We start from the raw sequence: 16,784 nt of genomic DNA, 5'->3' as shown, positions 1-16,784 counted from the left end.
GCACCATGTCCCAAAATGCACCATGTCAATGCAATGCTGCCAGCGCCTGGTGATTCGCGCGAATCACCAGCATGCGCCTGATCTTCTGAGACGGCGTCAGCAACCCGTTCTCGATGGTGAACGGCGCCACCAGCGCGTGACGGCGAATCCGCTCCGTCACCGACAGGCGCTTGTTGGCCCGGGCGACGGCCAGCGCCACCGACTCCTCCGTCATGCCATCCGCCGGCACGATCAGCGCGCTGAGCCCGGCCTTACCGTCACCGGTGACCACGGCCTGGGCGATCTCGGGTTCCGCCATCAGCCGGCCCTCGACCTTTGCGGGAGAGACGTTTTCTCCGCCCGACAGCACGATCATGTCCTTCTTCCGGTCGGTGATGCGCAGATAGCCCCGGTCCAGCTCCCCGATATCGCCGGTGTGCAGCCAGCCGTCGACGATCACCGCCTGGGTATCCCGCGGACGGTCCCAGTAGCCATCCATCACCAGGTCGCCGCGCACCAGGATCTCACCGTCCTCGGCCAGGCGCAGATCGACGCCTTGCAGCGGCACGCCGACCGTATCGATGCGGATCGCATCGGGAGGATTGGCCGAGATCACCGGTCCGGCCTCGGTCTGGCCGTAGCCCTGCATGATCGTCATGCCCATGGCCAGGAAGAAGCGGCCGACGGCGGGCTCCAGCCGGGCGCCGCCGGAGATGGCGGCAACGAGGCGGCCGCCGAAGCGGGCGCGCACCTTGGCCCGTACGAGCCGGTCAAGCACCGCGTCCTGCAACCGCTCCAGCGGGTTCAGCCGCCCGCCCTCGGCCTTCTTCTCCCCCAGGCGCACGGCGGCGTGGAACAGGCGCTGGCGCAACGGGGTCTCCCGCGCGACCTGCCCCAGGATGCGCCCGCGGATGACATCCAGGACGCGTGGCACGGCGGTCAGCACGGTTGGCCGGACCGACAGCAGATCGGCGGCCAGATGCTCCACGCCGCGGGAATAGACGATCTCGGAGCCGATGCTGGCGAGAAAGAACTGGCCCACCGTGTGCTCATACGCATGGGCGAGCGGCAGGTAGGACAGGTAGGTCTCGTCCTTCAGATGCAGCGGGCGCACCAGCTCGAACGCGCCGGCGCAGTTCGACAGCATGCAGCGATGCGGCAGCATCACCCCGCGCGGCGCCCCGCCGGTGCCCGAGGTGTAGATGATGCAGGCCATCGCGGTCGGCGGGATCAGCGCCGCCTCGGCGGCGATGTCGGTGGGCGGACGGTGATCCGCCACCAATGCGCGCCAGGGCACCACCGGCGGCTGGGCGTCCCTCGGTGCGTCCATCACCACCAGCATATCCAGGCCACCATGGCCGGCGGCCGCTCGGCGCACCCGGTCCGCCAGCCCCGGCGTCGACACGATGGCGCAGCGCGCGCCCGAGTCGCGCAGCAGGTGCGCGTGATCCTCGACGGTGTTGGTGACATAGGCCGGCACCGGCACGGCGCGGATCGCCATCAGCGCGGTCTCGACGATCGGGTATTCCGGGCGGTTCTCGGCGCAGATCAGCACCCGGTCGCCGGCCGCGATCCCCGCCGCCCGCAGCGCCCGGGCGCAGGACGCCGCCATGCGCGCGAACTCGCCCCAACTGGTGCTGTGCCAGGCACCGTCCCGCCAATCCCGCAGCATCGGCTTGTCGGGCCACGCGCGGGCCCGGTCGAACATCATCGCCGCCAGGTTCGGCCAGGTCGGATAGATCTCCACGCTTCCTCCGCGCATCCGCTCGCGCCATCCGTCGGATCGCGGCGCTCTTTGCGGTATCGACCGGCTATCCTACATGAATGGTCACGCATCCGTTAAGGACACCAGTACCGCGATGAACGACGCGCACCCGGCAATCAATGACCCGATGAGCGACCAGACGAACGATCCCTTGCCGACCTGGGACTTGAGCGATCTGTACGCTTCGATGGACGATCCCGCGATCGACGCGGATTTCCGGCGGGCGGAAACCATGGCGAGGGAATTCGCCGCGACCTACGCGGGCAAACTGGCGGATGCCTCCGGCGCCACCGTGGCCGCCGCGATCAAGACCTACGAGACGCTGCAGGAGGTGCAGGGGCGGCTGCTGTCCTATGCCCAGCTTCTGTTCGCCGGCGATTCCACCGACCCCGCGATCGGCCGTTTCTATCAGTCGGTGCGGGAGCGGGCGACGGCGATCAGCAGCGATTTGATCTTCTTCACGCTGGAGCTGAACCGGCTGAGCGACGCGCTGCTGGAGGCCAAGCTGGCGGAGCCGCAACTGGCGCAGTACCGTCCCTGGCTGCGTGACCTGCGTGGCTTTCGCCCGCACCAATTGTCGGATGAGCTGGAGAAGCTGGCGCATGAGCGGGACCTGACCGCCAATGGCGCCTGGGTACGGCTGTTCGATGAGACGATCGCCGCCATGCGCGTGACCGTGAACGACCAGAAGCTGACGGTCAGCGACGCGCTGAACAAGCTGTCCGATCCCGACCGGTCGGTGCGCGAGGCCGCCGGCAAGGGCATCGGCGCCGCGTTCCAGGACAATGGACGGCTGTTCTGCCTGATCACCAACACATTGGCGAAGGACAAGGAGATCGAGGATACGTGGCGCCACTATCCTCGTCCCGGCAGCGCCCGCAATCGCGCCAACATGGTGGAGGACGAGGTCGTCGACGCGCTGGTGACGGCGGTCCGCGCCTCCTACCCTCGCCTGGCCCACCGCTACTACCTGATGAAGGCAAAATGGCTCGGCCTGCCGAAGCTGCAGCACTGGGATCGCAACGCGCCGCTGCCGGATGATGACGACCGGCACATTGCCTGGCGGGAGGCGCGAGACCGGGTGTTGACCGCCTATGGCACGTTCAGCCCGGAGATGGCCGAGGTGGGCCGCCGCTTCTTCGACGGCCCGTGGATCGACGCCGAGCTGCGGCCCGGCAAGTCGGGCGGGGCCTTCGCGCATCCGACGGTTCCCAGCGCGCACCCGTACCTGCTGCTGAACTATCATGGCAAGACGCGCGACGTGATGACCCTGGCGCATGAGCTGGGGCACGGCGTGCACCAGGTGGTGGCGGCAAACCAAGGCTACCTGATGTCCGGCACGCCGCTGACCCTGGCGGAAACGGCCAGCGTGTTCGGGGAGATGCTGACATTCCGGTCGCTGCTGGATTCCGCCACGCCGCAGCAGCGGCGGATCATGCTGGCCGCGAAGACCGAGGACATGCTGAACACGGTGGTTCGCCAGATCGCCTTCTACGAGTTCGAGACGCGGCTGCATGATGAACGCCGCAAGGGTGAGTTGTTGCCGGAACGGATCGGCGAGATCTGGTTGCAGGTACAGACCGAAAGCCTGGGGCCGGCGTTCGAGTTTTCTCCGGAATACAGCGTGTTCTGGTCATATGTGCCGCATTTCATTCACTCGCCGTTCTATGTTTACGCGTATGCGTTCGGCGACTGCCTGGTGAATGCGCTGTACGCGGTGTTCCAAACGGGGCATCCCGGCTTCCAGAGGAAATACATGGAGATGCTGAAGGCCGGGGGCACCAAGCGGCATCAGGAATTGCTGGCACCGTTCGGACTGGATGCCTCCGACCCCGCATTCTGGAACAAGGGGCTGGATGTGATTTCCGGCTTCATCGATGAGCTGGAGGGGACTGGAGGGTAGACGGTGCCGGCGCTGGTGCTGGCGATCGGGCCCTGGTGCTGCGGCCCCGTCACCGGTCCGGACCCATCATGCAGGCACTGATCCGCATACTGCCTCCACCGATCCGCCGAGCGGCGACGCCGTCCCGGGTGGCGGTGGCCGAGGAATTTTTCCGGTTCGGCATCGTCGGCGCCATCGGCTTCGCGATCGATACGGCCACGGTCTACAGTCTGCGCGGCTCGTTGGGACTGTACGGTGCGGGCGCCGCCGCCTACTTGACCGCCGCCACCAGCAATTGGCTGCTGAACCGGGTCTGGACATTCCGGGGCCGCGGATCGGGACCGGCGCACCGGCAATGGCTGAAATTCCTGCTGGCCAACCTGGTGGGATTCGTCCTGAACCGCGGCACCTACGCGGTGCTCGTCACGGTCTGTGCGCTTGCCGCCGCCCAGCCGGTGATCGCCATCGCCGCCGGCACAGCGGTGGGGATGTTCGTGAATTTCGGCCTGTCGAAGCGCCTGGTATTTCGGTAGCGCTTTCGCCGTGCCTCGCGGCGGCCTGCGTCGGGCGTATCGAAGCAGCCGGCGCCAGCGCTGCATCCACCGGCGCGGCATCCACCTGGGGCGATCCTCCAGGTTCGTTGTGTGTTCCCGCGATTTCTCGCTGATTTTCAAAAATAATCCCGTCCGCCCGCAGCCGCGTGCGGCATTAACGAAACAGTAAAGCAGCGAAACCAATCGTCGGCCCGCTTCAAAAATTGCGGTCGCGGCGATGTTTGTATCGAAATCTCCTGAATTCCGGCACCCCGAACTCCGGCACCTGGCCTTCACCAACGGCCATCCGACCTTCGCACCCATCTCGGTTTCCACGCCCGTCACCTGGCGCGGCGCCAGTTGGCGGCCGCTGGCGCGCGGGCTGAAGCGGGTTTTCGACCTGGCCGCCTCGGCCGGCATCCTGCTGGTCTTCAGCCCGGCCCTGCTGGCAATCGCGCTGCTGATCCGGCTGGAAAGCCCGGGCCCCGCCTTCTTCCGGCAGGAACGCATCGGCCTGCACGGCCGGCGGTTCCGCATGTGGAAGTTCCGTACGATGTATCACCAGGCCGAGCGCGGGGCCGCCCTGCGCCAGGCCACCCGCCACGACCCGCGGGTGACCCGGATCGGCGGCTTCCTCCGGCGCACCTCGCTGGATGAGATTCCCCAATGCATCAACGTGCTGCTGGGCGACATGTCGGTGGTGGGTCCGCGTCCCCATGCGCCCGGCACCTGCGCCGGCGGGCGCCCGTTCGAGCACATCACCCATCGCTATGCCGACCGCCATTGCGTGAAGCCCGGCATGACCGGGCTGGCGCAGGTGCGCGGCTGGCGCGGTGAGACGGATACCGAGGAGAAGCTGCTGCGCCGCCTGGAATCCGACCTGGAATACATCGAAAGCTGGAACCCGCTGGTCGACCTCAAGATCGTGGGGCGCACGATCTGGGCCGTGCTGGCCGCCCGCAACGCGTATTGACGGAGCCGTCATGACCCTGCTGTTTCCGCGCGCCCTGGTCGACACGAAGGATCCGCGCCTGTCGCTGGGTGCACAGGCGGAGCCGGGCTTCGCCGGAGCGGACGTCGCGGTGCTGATCCCGTGCCGGAACGAGGCCGCATCCATCGCGCGGGTGGTCCGCGACTTCCGCCGCGCCCTGCCGGATGCCACGGTCTACGTCTACGACAACAATTCCACGGACGACACGATCCCGCGTGCGTTGTCCGCCGGGGCGGTGGTGCGGCAGGAGAAGCTGCAGGGTAAAGGTCATGTGGTGCGGCGGATGTTCGCCGATATCGACGCCGACATCTATGTACTGGTCGACGGCGACGACACCTATGACGCGGCGGCGGCACCGCGGATGGTGGAGCTGCTGATGGACCGCCAGCTGGACATGGTCAGCGCCGCACGCAACGGCGCCGAACCCGACACCTATCGGCGTGGCCACCGGCTGGGCAACGCAGTGTTGACGGCGCTGGTGCGCTGGGCCTTCGGGGCCGGGATCAGCGACATGCTGTCAGGCTATCGCGCGCTCAGCCGCCGCTTCGTGAAGTCCTTCCCGGCGCTGTCCGCCGGTTTTGAGACCGAGACGGAACTCACCGTCCACGCCCTGGCATTGCACATGCCGCTGATGGAAACCCAGGCGACCTACCGGGCGCGTGGCGCGGGGTCGGCGTCGAAACTCAACACGGTCCGGGACGGCGTGCGGATCCTGCGCGCCATCGTCGCGCTGATCCAGCAGGAGCGGCCGTTGCAGGTGTTCTCGCTGGCCGCGCTGCTGCTATGCGCGCTGGGCATCGGCCTGGGCGTGCCGGTGGTGCTGACATTCCTCGATACCGGCCTGGTGCCGCGACTGCCCACCGCGCTGCTGTCCACCGGCCTGGTGCTGCTGGCCTTTCTGTCGCTGGCCTGCGGCCTGATCCTGGACGCGGTGTCGCGCGGCCGGAAGGAGCTGAAACGGCTGATCTACCTGTCGCTGACCCCGCCGGACTACGCGCGATGACCGACGGCACGGTCCGCTGGATCGCCGGTGCCCGGACCGCACCCGCGGGGACCTATGACGCGGACATCGTCATCCTGGCACTGGACCGGATGGAGGAAACGCTGGCGGCGATCGGATCGGCGCTGGCGCAGACCGGAGTGTCGGCGCATGTCTTCGTGCTCGACCAGGGCTCGCGGCACGACACGCTGCGCCGCTTGGCCGCCGCAGTGCAGGGGCAGCCGCGCGCCACGCTGGTGGCCGCCGCACGCAACCTGGGCGTGGCCGGCGGGCGCAACGCGGCCAGCGCGCTGGGCCATGGACGGATCATCGTGGCGCTGGACAATGACGCCGAATTCGCCGCCGCCGACAGCGTGGCGCGCATGGCCGCGGCACTGGACACGGAGCCGAACCTGGCGGCACTGGGCTGCCGGATCGTCCGATATTCCGACGGCCGCGACGACGCGCTGTCATGGGGCTATCCGCCGGCGCTCCGCCCCTGCGCGGCGGACTGCTTCGACGCCGTTACCTTCGTCGGCGCCGGCCACGCGATCCGCCGCAGCGCGTGGGAAGCGGTCGGCGGCTACGATCCCGCGTTGTTCTTCTGCTGGGAGGAATTCGATTTCTGCCGCCGCGCCATCGCCGCCGGTTGGCGCATCCGGTATCGCGGCGACCTGGAAATCCGCCACAAGGTCAGCGCGGAGCGCCGGATCGCGTGGTCATCCGACCGCTGGTACCATTTTGTACGCAACCGGCTGTACATCGAACGCAAGTTCGGCGCCGGCTGGCCATCCCTGGCACCGCGAATCCTGGGCTACCTGCTGAAGTCGCTGCGCCATGGCCTGGCGGGACAGACCGTCGGCGCGGTCCTGGCCGCCGCCCGGATGGCCCCTGCCCGGATGACCTCCACCCGCCCGGTCGCGACCGAACCACCGGCGGCGCGCCTCTATCTGCTGCGCAATGACCGCCTGCATCGCGGCTCCTGGCTGGCACGGTTCAGATATGAGGTGCTGGGTCGCCTGGCCGCCGCGCCGCCAGCAGGCGAATGATCTTCGGGCTGTCCACCAGATAGCGGCGGGCGAACCGGCGCGGGTCGCCGGCCAGCCGGAACAGCCACTCCAGCCCCGCGCGCTGCATCGCCACCGGCGCCCGGCGTTGCGCACCGGCGAGAAAATCCAGGCTGGCACCGACACATAGCGCGGTACCGTGCGCCCCGCCCGCCCGGGCGATCGCCGCCGCCAGACGCTCCTGCCGCGGTGAGCCGACCGCAAGAAAGATGAACCGCGCCGGATGCGAACGGACGAACGCCGCCGCCGCCGCCAGCATGGCCGGATCGCGGTCGAACCCCAGCGGCGGATCGAAATGCGCCGGCGGCGCCAGGCCGAATCGCGCCACCAGCTCGGGCAGGAAGCGCGGGGCCAGGCCGACGATGGTGATCCGCTCCCGCGGCCGCAGGTGCCGGCGCAGCAGCGTCTCGGTCAGGTCGCTGCCGGGCACCACCGGCGGAGCCGGGAGTCCGCACAGCCGCGCGAGGCGCGCCACCACCCGCGAATCCAGCAGGCACAGCGCGGCATCGCGGTAGATCCCGGCCAGGGCCGGATCACCTGCGAGACGAACCAGGTGATCGGCATTCGGCGTCACCACATAGGCGAATGACTGGTCCGCGCCACGTGCCGCCACCCAGTCCGCCGCTCGCGGCAGGTCCAGCGGATCGAACCCGGTGCCAGCCAGGACCAGCCGCCCCGTCATAGCCCGAAATGCAGGGACAGCAGCGACAGGCCCCGCGTATAGCCGGTGGACAGGCTGCCGGCGCTGTTCTGACCGCCGCGCAGATCGGTCTGGTCATAGGTGACCGACAACCGCATCGACCGGTTCAACGCCCAGACCAGCCCTGCCCCGGCGGCGTATCCGGTCTGCTGGCCGCCGCCGAAATAGGCCGCCTGCTGCCAGGCGGCATAGACATTCAGGATCAGGTTGCGCCGCAGCTCATGATCGATGGAGAGCCGAGCGGCGGTGTAGACGAGGCCGGCGACACCTTCCTGGGCGGCGTCCTGGGTATCGCGCCCCAGCGCCAGATGCAGCGTGGTGAGCTGGGTCGGAAACCATGTGACCTCGGCTTCCGCGATCAGCGTATTGCGGGCCTTGTAGGCGGCGGCGCTGAACTGGCGCGACTCGCCGCCGGCCAGCAGGCGCAGCCGCCACAGCGCGTCGATGTCGTAGTCCAGCCCAGCCAGCGCCTGATAGGCCTGCGAATCGGCGCTGGGCTGACCGGCCGGGACGTTGGTGTAGGACTGGCCAAGGGCGCGCATCACGAACAGCAGGTTGCGCAGCGGCGCCAGCTGATAGCGCAAGGCCAGGCTGCCATCGGCGACCATCCGGTCCCGGTAGCCCTGGCTGGCCGGCTGGCCGTTGATCGTCGCGTCGCCATAGTGCCAACCGGCCAGGTCCAGCGCGGGCGTCAGCGACCAGCGCCCACGGTTCACCGCGTAGGACGCGCGGAGATCGTTCACCTGCACCGAGATCGGCAGCGTGCTGGCCAGCGTGTTGATTGCGCCAGCCTGCTCGTGACGGGCCACGTGGGCGGCGGCGATGGTCAGTTGGTCCTGGCCGATATCCAGCCGCGCGCCAGCCGCGGCGGTGCCGTTGGTCTGGTTCTGCGCCGGCATGCCCGGATACTGCGTGCTATCCAAATTGACCGAGGCGCCGACCTGGTCCCGCGACCAGTCGGTGGCGGCGGTGATGCCGGGCGACGTGGTGACCTGCCAGCCGCCGCGCCCGCCGCCGGCATTGCCCTGGATGTTGCTGTCATAGCCGGTGACGACATCCAGGGTCGGGAAGATCCGCAGCGCGCCCGCGCGGACGCCCTGCGGCGTCCAGTCCGGATGCAGGCGCGACCGCACGGTGACGCCGGGCGCCGTGTCGTAGCCGGGCACGCCTTCGGGGAACAGCGACGGCAGCATCTGGCGCTGCGCGGCGGCCTGGTACGGAACCGCCGCAGACAGCGCCGCGACGATGCTCCATCGAATGGAGGCACGCACGCGCATGCCGCTGAGACTGCGGCGGAAAGCCTAACGAATGATTAACGCCGCGGCAGGTTCCCGTGCCGCGCCGTCACGGCGCGGCCGCGAGCTTCTGCTCCGGCGGGGCCTGCGCCGCGTCGGCCTGTTGCAGCGGCAGGTCGTTCTCCCACCCGCCGCCGAGCGCCTTGTAGAGAACGACGAGGTTGTCGGAGACCTGGGTGGTGCTGCGCTGCAATTCCTGCTGGGTCTGCAACAGGCTGCGCTGCGCGGTCAGCACATCGAGGAAGCCGGACACGCCCTGGGCGTAGCGGTCCTGCGCCAGGGCCAGCGCCTTGCGGTTGTCCGCCACGGCCTGAACCAGCTGCTCCCGCCGTGCCTGCTGCGCCTGGTAGGCGGTCAGCGCGTCATCGACCTCCCGCCAGGCCTGCAGCACCGTCTTCTGATAGGTCAGCGCCGCCTCCTCCTGCTGGGCTTCCCGCAGGTGCAGCGTGGCGCGCAGGCGGCCGCCCTCGAACAGCGGGATCGTCAGCCCGGGGCCGAAGGCATATTGCCGGGAGTTCAGGTCGAAGGCGTGGGACCATTGCAGGGACTGCAGCCCGACGGAGCCGTTGAATGTCACGGTCGGATAGAAATCCGCCTGGGCGACGCCGATATCGGCGGTCGCGGCGTGCAGCTTCGCCTCCGCCTCGCGGATATCGGGCCGCCGCCGGGCGAGCTCCGAGGGAACGCCGACCGGCACGTCCCGCGGCACCGGCGGCACCGGGTTCGGCACCTCCAGTTCGGCGCGCAGCGCGTTGGGCGGCTGGCCCAGCAGGAAGCTCATGGCGTTGATCAACTCGGCTTCCTGCTGCTGCAGCACCGGGATTTCGGCGACGGTGGCGCGCAGCTGGGCCGAGGCGTTGGCCACGTCGAGGTCGGTGGTCACGCCGCCGGCCGCGCGCTGCTGGGTCAGCGACAGGCTCTGCTGGGCGATCTTCACGTTGTCGCGGGCGATCTGCAGCTGTGCCTGGACGCCGCGGAGCTGGATGTAGTCGCGGGCGACCTCGGCCATCATGGACAGCAGGACGCCGCGCTGCGCGTCCTCGGCGGCGGTGCTGGAAGCGGTGGCGGATTCCACGCCACGGCGGATGCGGCCCCACAGATCGATCTCCCACGACGCGTCGAAGCCGCCCTGGTAGATGTCGAAGGCGTTCACACCCTTGCCCTGGACGCCGCCGGTGGTGGCGCCCGAGGCGCCGCTGGCGCCGGCCGCGCTGGGGATGGCGACGAAGATGCCGTTGTCGCTGGCCTTCTGGCGGACATAGGAGGCGTTGCCGTCCAGCGTGGGAAACTGCGCGGACTGGACGATGCCGAGCTGGTCGCGCGACTGGGCGACGCGGGCGGCGGCGATCTTCACGTCCAGGTTTTCCGCAGCGACGCGGTGCTCCAGGGCGGTGAGCTTGGGGTCGCCGAACAGCGCCCACCAATTGACGTCGACGGGGGTTTCCCGGGTGGTGGAGGCGGCTCGGGTCGAGACCTTCATCACGTCCTGGCGCGGGCCGGCGAACCAGGACGTGGGGGCGGCCCAGGTTGGTTTCTGGAAGTCCGGGCCGACCGTGCAGGCGGTGAGGGTGAGGAGGGCTGCGATGGGCGCTAACGCACTGGTTCTCGCTCGTATGAACGGGGGGTGTTTTTGAGTGGCATCGGCGCGCATCTGAACCGGGGATTCTTTCACTGTCTGGGTCTGCCCGCATGGGCGGTATGGACCCGCCCCGGCGTTGCACAGTGCTTGCACCAGCGGGGGATTGAGGGCAAGGGTCGGCGGCCGCAGCCTTCTGTCCGTTTGATTCGGACCATCGGCCTCAATAGGGCTGTTCCAGCAACCACGTTAGAGCTGACGGCGACGTGTCAGGCAGATTCATCACGACCCAGTCTGGCTTGTGCTGGATAGCGAACGGCACCAAGGAGATGTGGCCGAAGGGGATGCCAGATGCCATCGCTTGATGCAGATATCTGTGTAGACGTGCGATGACCTGGGCTTGGGTTTCGCCCGGTTTCGGTGTCGTGTTGATGTTTACCGCAACATCGAGTCCGGCCGTGCGAAACGCTTCGGTTTTTGGCGCAAACGCAAGCCGTTCCAGTTCATCGCATCGTCCTCTTCCAACGTTGCTTTTGACTCGTGGCGGACCTCTCAGCGAGACGGAAGCGCTTCGAGAATGCTGCCGTCCAGCGTGGGAAACTGCGCGGACTGGACGATGCCGAGCTGGTCGCGGGACTGGGCGACCCGGGCGGCGGCGATCTTCACGTCCAGGTTTTCCGCGGCGACGCGGTGTTCCAGGGCGGTGAGCTTGGGGTTGCCGAACAGCACCCACCAATTGACGTCGACGGGGGTTTCCCGAGTTGTGGACGCAACTCGGGCCGACTACGCAGCCAATATGGCACCGCTTTCTCGACAGAGTGCTTGCACCACCTAACCACAGAGGGCAAAGGTTAAAAGTAACCTTAAAACGCTGTCGACGCCTAACCAAGTCGACAGTTCGGCGACTTTTGTACCGAGCAGGCTGGTCCGACCAGCAGCCATGCTAAATTGGCTTGACGCTTTATGGAGTGAATAGATGCAATTGTATGCAAAAACCTTTGCTCGATATTTAATTGGGGTGGATCGCCGATCTGGTGGCTTCGTGCAGCTCAGGTCGCTGCGGCCTCAACCAAACATAGAGATTTTGGCACTAGATGAAGGCCTTCTAGCCGAAGCAGATCATGTCGGTCGGTTGGATTTAACCAGTGGTCCTGCGACAGGTTGCCAACTGGTGCGTGGTCACAAAGTTGGCACATATTACCTTTCCAAAGGAGCCTATTTGTGCGCACCGCCAGCAAGATTTCAAGAGGGCGTAGAGGCCCTTCCGATCAAGTTCAATCGGCCACAGGCCGGTGCCTGGGAAGCCCTCAGCTTCATTAGCCCGAGTGAAGCGACTTTCCATGCATCACAAGATTACACGAATGAGACGGCCATGAAGGCAGCCGTCGAGAAATTAGTCGCCGAGAAGAAGCCGATGTGTTTGCATTTTGGTGTAGGTGGCGTGATTCACGCTGGATATATTAATGTAGATAAGTGGCCGTACTTTGGCCCATTCGAGAATTTAAAGAATTATTTTGTTTACGATTTTACAGAGAAAACCTGGCCAATTCCAAGCGAAAGTGTTGACTATATTTATAGTGAAGATTTCATTGAGCATATAACACAGCGTAATCAAGTGATCTTTCTAGCTGAAGCTTATCGTACACTAAAGCCCGGCGGAATCCACCGGATCAGCACTCCCGACTTAGCAAGTGCCATGCGTTATAATTCAAACTTTAAACTCGGTATGGAAGGTACTTACCTTTATGAGTTCGACCAGTGGCGCCATGTCGCCTTATTTACCAGGGGTTTCATTGAGGATCTGGGCTCGGCTATCGGCTACAGCAAAGTGTTATTTACTGAGAAAAACGGGGGTTCATCACCATATGCTGTAAAGGATAGACGACCAGGGCCCGACCGAACGTGGCCGGATGGCAATTTGTTTATTGATCTCGTAAGGTAGAGTGCTTTTTTCTATCCGTGTGAGCAACAGGTATGCCCTGCTGTTCACACGCTTGTCTGTTGCAAGGCGGGTGCGTTCAGATGCGTACCACTAAATCATATAATGTAGGTAAAACAGGAGCCCATTTTTGCAGCCGCCCTGCTGCACTTTCATTTTCTATTTTGTCAAGAAAACGAACAGGGTCTTCCACTGGAAACTCATCGAGATCTGGTGCGGCATAATCCCACCATTGAACCCGCTGAAATCGACTAATAAGATCCTCGGAAAACCGAAATCGTATAATTCGTGCTGGAACGCCTCCAACGATCGCGTAAGACGGCACATTCGACATCACAAAGGCTCCTGCCGCCACTACAGCTCCATTCCCGATTACTACCCCACGCTTTATCCGGACGTCTTGGCTGATCCAAACATCATTACCTACCATTGGAGCTGGTCCAAAGTTCTCGAATTTCTTCCGCGGACCGTTAGGCTTGTTCCAGTCACTGCGCGCAATTTCCGCAGGAGCGTGGACCTGATACGTTAGATTAGCAGTCGTTGCCCACTGCCATGGATGTTCCGGGCCCAAAATCAACGTATTCCATGCCAGAGAACAATACCGACCAATTGTCATCTTACAATCGAGAGGCGAACTTGTATAGGAGAACGATCCGATACGAGGAATGTCAGATCCTCCCCCAATTTGAACGTAGGGACTTACATGCCAATCTTTGGCAGCTGTCCACTGTGAGCCCTGAACTGCGTGTGGAAGAAATATTCTATTCTCTTTTAAGATGCTCAAAACATTTGATGTTAATTTGAATCGAAACATGTCATCAGTTTCCCATTCTATCATCTGCAATCTCTCACACTTCGTTTATAAACTTTGCCATATGACTGCGCACCACCGTATGAGGTTGATGAAAAGGCCTATACTGGCTCACCTTCTGACCTTAAAATCCAACCATTAGCTACATCAATAACCTGACGAACGCCACAACCAGGCTCCGATCCTTCGGTGATACCGGACAAAACGGCGACCCCATCGCAGGTAGCAGCGTAATTTAAGGTGGTATGTTAAGGCAGCGAGACGACTTTAAGGTCTGAGGTATGCCATAGAGGCTCCTTACGGAGTAGCATGATCTTTCACATACTGCATCAGCACATAAGTCACTGTATCGGGCGATGTCTCCGGCAAAAATCGGGATGGCAGGCGATTCCAGGCACTTACTTCGATCATGTAAGGCTTTATGGGTATAATTCTTTCATATTCTTTATATGATTCAACTGCAGCTTTGGTCCATTCCTCATTTGAGCTAAGATGTAGAAGATTACCGTTAATATAATAGCCGACTTTAACACCGCTTGCTTGTACCGCCTTGGCCATCGCAACAGCTTGCGCGTGCCAATCCGTATTCTTGTTGATATCCAGCATAACAACATCTATTGGCCTGCCGGCATGATTGCGAAACGCCGACAACCACTGCTTCATGGCCGACACCCATCCAGCTGTGTTAAATAGGGCTCCATTTATCGCTTCGGAATCAGAAATTTTAATTTCCGGATAGTAGTCAAATGAATCCTTAGCGACTTCGGCATCCATGATGGCAATTTCTTCTGGACTATAGCGGCACGCCTTTTGATGGCCGCCCTCAGCAAGCGGTACTTGGATGGTTTGATTACCAAACGTCATAGGCTCGTCAAACGCGAGGTATTCGACATTTGCTCCCAGTGCCTTGAGACGTCTCAAGGTTCCAGCGTTTCCTTGAGGGCTCCAATGATAGCTTTCAATGCCACGGCCGCAACCATCCGCGCCAACCTTTACCCCAGCAGCATGGAGAGCGATGGTGATATGGTGACGGTTCAGAAACTCCACGATCCGGCGTACATCTGCCAGTGGTGCATGATCAACATAGGCGTTATCGAGTTCAAACACCTTAGTCGCCGCTAGACCAATTGGCCATTTTGATGGGCTGGCAAATAACTCGCCAAAATCTGGCCGAGTCGGTGGCGTCCGGCCAAAGCCACTGCCAGCGCCGCCAAATACCACGACCGGGAGATCAGCCGCGTTCGCAGTCTGCCAAAAGATAGTTAATGCTGCAAGTATAGCAAATGCCAAGTGGCTTACTCGTGAAGCGCGCGATTGCGACACGCTCCGCTTAATAGTTTGCCATATTAGCCCGGTACGTTTTTCTGTCATGAACAAGCCTGTGGGGTATATACAGCAGCATATTCAAAGCATAAGCCAAGTTCGCGTTGATCCCTACCGGCGCCTACAGCAGCCGGTTTGGTGGCATCGGGAAGATCGAATATAATTTCCAACTCCCTCTGGTTACCTATTGCGTTCATATCTAATTCAAATTCAATCGCGCTAAAATCCTTGAGTGTTGCTGAACCGATCACATGTCCGTTCACCGCCACGCTAAGCCGTTGTGCGTTCAGGCTTGGTGGCGATGTAAAAGGCCTCGCGACAAGCAGCACGCGGCAATTATCATTCCCGTCAGGGCGCAAAAGCCTCAGCGTCGTTTTCTTACCATTAGTCCACTGAAATTTAGGCTCAGGCTTAGACCAACCCAAACCTATTGTTTCGCCATTGCCGGCATCGGTGCCGAAATATGCTTTCGTTGCCGGACCGATCGCCTGATTGCCAGCCTCTTGGCGCGTTATGTGGGATGATAAATAGTCAGTTGCATCCGCTCCTTCAATAATGGTCAACCCACGCAAACGACTGGACCGCATTGCACGCAGCACGTCACCGGACTGAGCTGTCGATATAGCAAGCTCACTAATTCTCTGATGGATAGTAGCCAGAATGGTTGTAACGTCGGGTTGCAATAGGAAGTCGGGGCGAATGTACTTGATCGTCCCACGATATGGCTCGAATATTACCTGCTCCCCCTTTATTTTTATCAGTCGGGAAGAATATTTTTGATTCAGCTTCGTGAACAATGTTCCGAAGTGCGCTATGTCATCACCGAGAGTGAGTTCTCCCTGGTATGGGGACATGGCACTTTCTACATCTCGAACAAGGGATTTTACATCAAATCGATTCCGATACGTCTCGAATTTCCGAAAATTGTCGACGTCCGCAGTTGAACCTTTGTCTACCTCAAAGAAATTCAGACATCGAACCAGTTCTGCCGTGGTCATGCCGATCGACGGGTGGATTGTCTCTGCGACCGGCGGTAGGTCGATCGATACACCTAGCACCTCGCGGAACATGACGCCCGCAATGTCAATTTTCTGATCCATAATATTACTATAAGATAATACTCTTAGACTCGCCTCTCCAAATACGTCAGCAAACTCGTTGAGGATCAGATCAAAATTGATCGGCGGAATGACATCTGCGCGCGTTAGCACATCACACAAAAATTCAGGAAAAATTTGTGTACTTCCCTGCTTGACGTTCTGCTGCCATGCCGATGGAATCCAATCACTCCACCGTCGGCAGAAGAAAACGATCTCTACCTCGGCATCACCAATAAGACGCTTCAAAAGCATGCATTCATTGTGCGTTAGGCCGCTGAACCCCTCGCATGACAACAAAATCCGATCGACGGCTAACTCATGAAGCCCTTGAAACTTCGCGGTTAGTGCATCTAGGTTATGTTCTCTCAGCTCTTGAAGAAGCGTATCATGATTGACATCAGTTTCCAATGCCCACCATTCCGTAGGATAGTATATCCCATGACTCCGTAGCTCTTGGCTATACCGGCGGAAAAGGCTTTGAAGATATTTTGTGCCTGTCTTTGGAAGACCAATGTGAACGACAAATTTTGTCATATCAAAAACTAACTTTCGAGGTCGGATAAATCGGGCCGGTTGCCCAAACGTCCGCCTCCAAAATACCACTGACGGCCGCCAGCCAACAAGCGGGCCTTGCACTATAAGAATACATTGTCTATATTTTGTCAATAGGCAATTTAAAATTGCGGACGGCCTCGATCCCCTACTACCCACCCCCAATCTTCGGAATCAACACAATCTCGCTCTCCGGCCGCAGCTCCACGCCATAGCAGTCCTGGTGAATCTCCCCATCCACCGCCACCGCCATCCCTTCCTCCACCTGCCGGCCCAGTCCCGGAAACCGTCT

Annotated in this window: 14 protein-coding genes; 6 read left to right on the top strand and 8 right to left on the bottom strand. The window is 62.3% G+C overall.

Features of this window, described 5'->3' with window-relative positions; all coding sequences use genetic code 11:
- Window positions 1–25: 25 nt before the first annotated feature.
- Window positions 26–1,741, bottom strand: coding sequence for an AMP-dependent synthetase/ligase (locus VHC04_RS09415; RefSeq protein ID WP_325680400.1), 1,716 nt, complete (start codon window positions 1,739–1,741; stop codon window positions 26–28).
- Between the two features lie 97 nt (window positions 1,742–1,838).
- On the opposite strand from VHC04_RS09415, the gene VHC04_RS09410 reads away from it, so the two are divergent.
- The 5 genes from VHC04_RS09410 to VHC04_RS09390 all read left to right on the top strand — a co-directional run bounded on the left by VHC04_RS09410 (window position 1,839) and on the right by VHC04_RS09390 (window position 7,178).
- Window positions 1,839–3,647, top strand: a complete 1,809-nt coding sequence (locus VHC04_RS09410) for a M3 family oligoendopeptidase (protein ID WP_325680398.1) — start codon at window positions 1,839–1,841, stop codon at window positions 3,645–3,647.
- A 68-nt stretch (window positions 3,648–3,715) separates the two neighbouring features.
- Window positions 3,716–4,159, top strand: a complete 444-nt coding sequence (locus VHC04_RS09405) for a GtrA family protein (RefSeq protein WP_325680396.1) — start codon at window positions 3,716–3,718, stop codon at window positions 4,157–4,159.
- Between the two features lie 238 nt (window positions 4,160–4,397).
- A complete protein-coding gene (locus VHC04_RS09400) occupies window positions 4,398–5,132 on the top strand; it encodes a sugar transferase (RefSeq protein ID WP_325680394.1) in 735 nt (244 codons plus the stop codon).
- A 10-nt stretch (window positions 5,133–5,142) separates the two neighbouring features.
- Window positions 5,143–6,153, top strand: a complete 1,011-nt coding sequence (locus VHC04_RS09395; RefSeq protein ID WP_325680392.1) for a glycosyltransferase family 2 protein — start codon at window positions 5,143–5,145, stop codon at window positions 6,151–6,153.
- Window positions 6,150–7,178 carry a glycosyltransferase family 2 protein gene (locus VHC04_RS09390; RefSeq protein WP_325680390.1) on the top strand — a complete coding sequence of 343 codons (1,029 nt, stop codon included), beginning with the start codon at window positions 6,150–6,152 and terminating at the stop codon, window positions 7,176–7,178. Before VHC04_RS09395 ends, VHC04_RS09390 begins: the two co-directional genes overlap by 4 nt.
- Here VHC04_RS09390 and VHC04_RS09385 read toward each other — a convergent pair.
- The 4 genes from VHC04_RS09385 to VHC04_RS09370 all read right to left on the bottom strand — a co-directional run bounded on the left by VHC04_RS09385 (window position 7,126) and on the right by VHC04_RS09370 (window position 11,496).
- A complete protein-coding gene (locus tag VHC04_RS09385) occupies window positions 7,126–7,878 on the bottom strand; it encodes a WecB/TagA/CpsF family glycosyltransferase (RefSeq protein ID WP_325680388.1) in 753 nt (250 codons plus the stop codon). The two genes, VHC04_RS09390 and VHC04_RS09385, sit on opposite strands and share 53 nt — an antisense overlap.
- Complete coding sequence (locus VHC04_RS09380) at window positions 7,875–9,173, bottom strand: outer membrane beta-barrel protein (protein ID WP_325680386.1); 1,299 nt, start codon at window positions 9,171–9,173, stop codon at window positions 7,875–7,877. The genes VHC04_RS09385 and VHC04_RS09380 overlap by 4 nt, the downstream gene beginning before the upstream one ends.
- A 67-nt stretch (window positions 9,174–9,240) precedes the next feature.
- Entirely contained in the window at window positions 9,241–10,842 is a 1,602-nt protein-coding gene (locus VHC04_RS09375) for an efflux transporter outer membrane subunit (RefSeq protein ID WP_408903799.1), read from the bottom strand.
- 477 nt (window positions 10,843–11,319) lie between these two features.
- Window positions 11,320–11,496 carry a hypothetical protein gene (locus tag VHC04_RS09370; RefSeq protein ID WP_325680384.1) on the bottom strand — a complete coding sequence of 59 codons (177 nt, stop codon included), beginning with the start codon at window positions 11,494–11,496 and terminating at the stop codon, window positions 11,320–11,322.
- A gap of 247 nt (window positions 11,497–11,743) precedes the next feature.
- Between VHC04_RS09370 and VHC04_RS09365 the strand changes: the two genes are divergently transcribed.
- Window positions 11,744–12,709, top strand: coding sequence for a class I SAM-dependent methyltransferase (locus tag VHC04_RS09365; RefSeq protein WP_325680382.1), 966 nt, complete (start codon window positions 11,744–11,746; stop codon window positions 12,707–12,709).
- A 76-nt stretch (window positions 12,710–12,785) separates the two neighbouring features.
- Here the strand turns inward: VHC04_RS09365 and VHC04_RS09360 are convergent, their stop codons facing one another.
- From VHC04_RS09360 to VHC04_RS09350, 3 genes are all read right to left on the bottom strand, one after another.
- Window positions 12,786–13,520 carry a CatB-related O-acetyltransferase gene (locus VHC04_RS09360; protein ID WP_325680380.1) on the bottom strand — a complete coding sequence of 245 codons (735 nt, stop codon included), beginning with the start codon at window positions 13,518–13,520 and terminating at the stop codon, window positions 12,786–12,788.
- Window positions 13,521–13,814: 294 nt separating this feature from the next.
- Window positions 13,815–14,888 (bottom strand): hypothetical protein, encoded by a 1,074-nt coding sequence (locus tag VHC04_RS09355; RefSeq protein ID WP_325680378.1) that lies wholly within the window; start codon window positions 14,886–14,888, stop codon window positions 13,815–13,817.
- Window positions 14,885–16,348, bottom strand: a complete 1,464-nt coding sequence (locus VHC04_RS09350; protein ID WP_325680376.1) for a hypothetical protein — start codon at window positions 16,346–16,348, stop codon at window positions 14,885–14,887. The genes VHC04_RS09355 and VHC04_RS09350 overlap by 4 nt, the downstream gene beginning before the upstream one ends.
- Between the last annotated feature and the right edge of the window lie 436 nt (window positions 16,349–16,784).

Source organism: Rhodopila sp. (assembly GCF_035548095.1).
Taxonomy (GTDB): Bacteria; Pseudomonadota; Alphaproteobacteria; order Acetobacterales; family Acetobacteraceae; genus Rhodopila.
Note: the sequence above shows the minus strand (reverse complement) of the source record. Positions and strands in the feature narration are given on the sequence as shown.

Excerpts from the sequence above, each read along its gene's own strand:
- VHC04_RS09380 (WP_325680386.1), bottom strand. The coding sequence starts at position 9,173 with ATGCGCGTGCGTGCCTCCATTCGATGGAGCATCGTCGCGGCGCTGTCT.
- VHC04_RS09375 (WP_408903799.1), bottom strand. The coding sequence starts at position 10,842 with ATGCGCGCCGATGCCACTCAAAAACACCCCCCGTTCATACGAGCGAGA.
- VHC04_RS09355 (WP_325680378.1), bottom strand. The coding sequence starts at position 14,888 with ATGACAGAAAAACGTACCGGGCTAATATGGCAAACTATTAAGCGGAGC.
- VHC04_RS09400 (WP_325680394.1), top strand. The coding sequence starts at position 4,398 with ATGTTTGTATCGAAATCTCCTGAATTCCGGCACCCCGAACTCCGGCAC.
- VHC04_RS09360 (WP_325680380.1), bottom strand. The coding sequence starts at position 13,520 with ATGTTTCGATTCAAATTAACATCAAATGTTTTGAGCATCTTAAAAGAG.
- VHC04_RS09385 (WP_325680388.1), bottom strand. The coding sequence starts at position 7,878 with ATGACGGGGCGGCTGGTCCTGGCTGGCACCGGGTTCGATCCGCTGGAC.
- VHC04_RS09395 (WP_325680392.1), top strand. The coding sequence starts at position 5,143 with ATGACCCTGCTGTTTCCGCGCGCCCTGGTCGACACGAAGGATCCGCGC.
- VHC04_RS09405 (WP_325680396.1), top strand. The coding sequence starts at position 3,716 with ATGCAGGCACTGATCCGCATACTGCCTCCACCGATCCGCCGAGCGGCG.
- VHC04_RS09365 (WP_325680382.1), top strand. The coding sequence starts at position 11,744 with ATGCAATTGTATGCAAAAACCTTTGCTCGATATTTAATTGGGGTGGAT.
- VHC04_RS09410 (WP_325680398.1), top strand. The coding sequence starts at position 1,839 with ATGAACGACGCGCACCCGGCAATCAATGACCCGATGAGCGACCAGACG.
- VHC04_RS09390 (WP_325680390.1), top strand. The coding sequence starts at position 6,150 with ATGACCGACGGCACGGTCCGCTGGATCGCCGGTGCCCGGACCGCACCC.
- VHC04_RS09415 (WP_325680400.1), bottom strand. The coding sequence starts at position 1,741 with ATGCGCGGAGGAAGCGTGGAGATCTATCCGACCTGGCCGAACCTGGCG.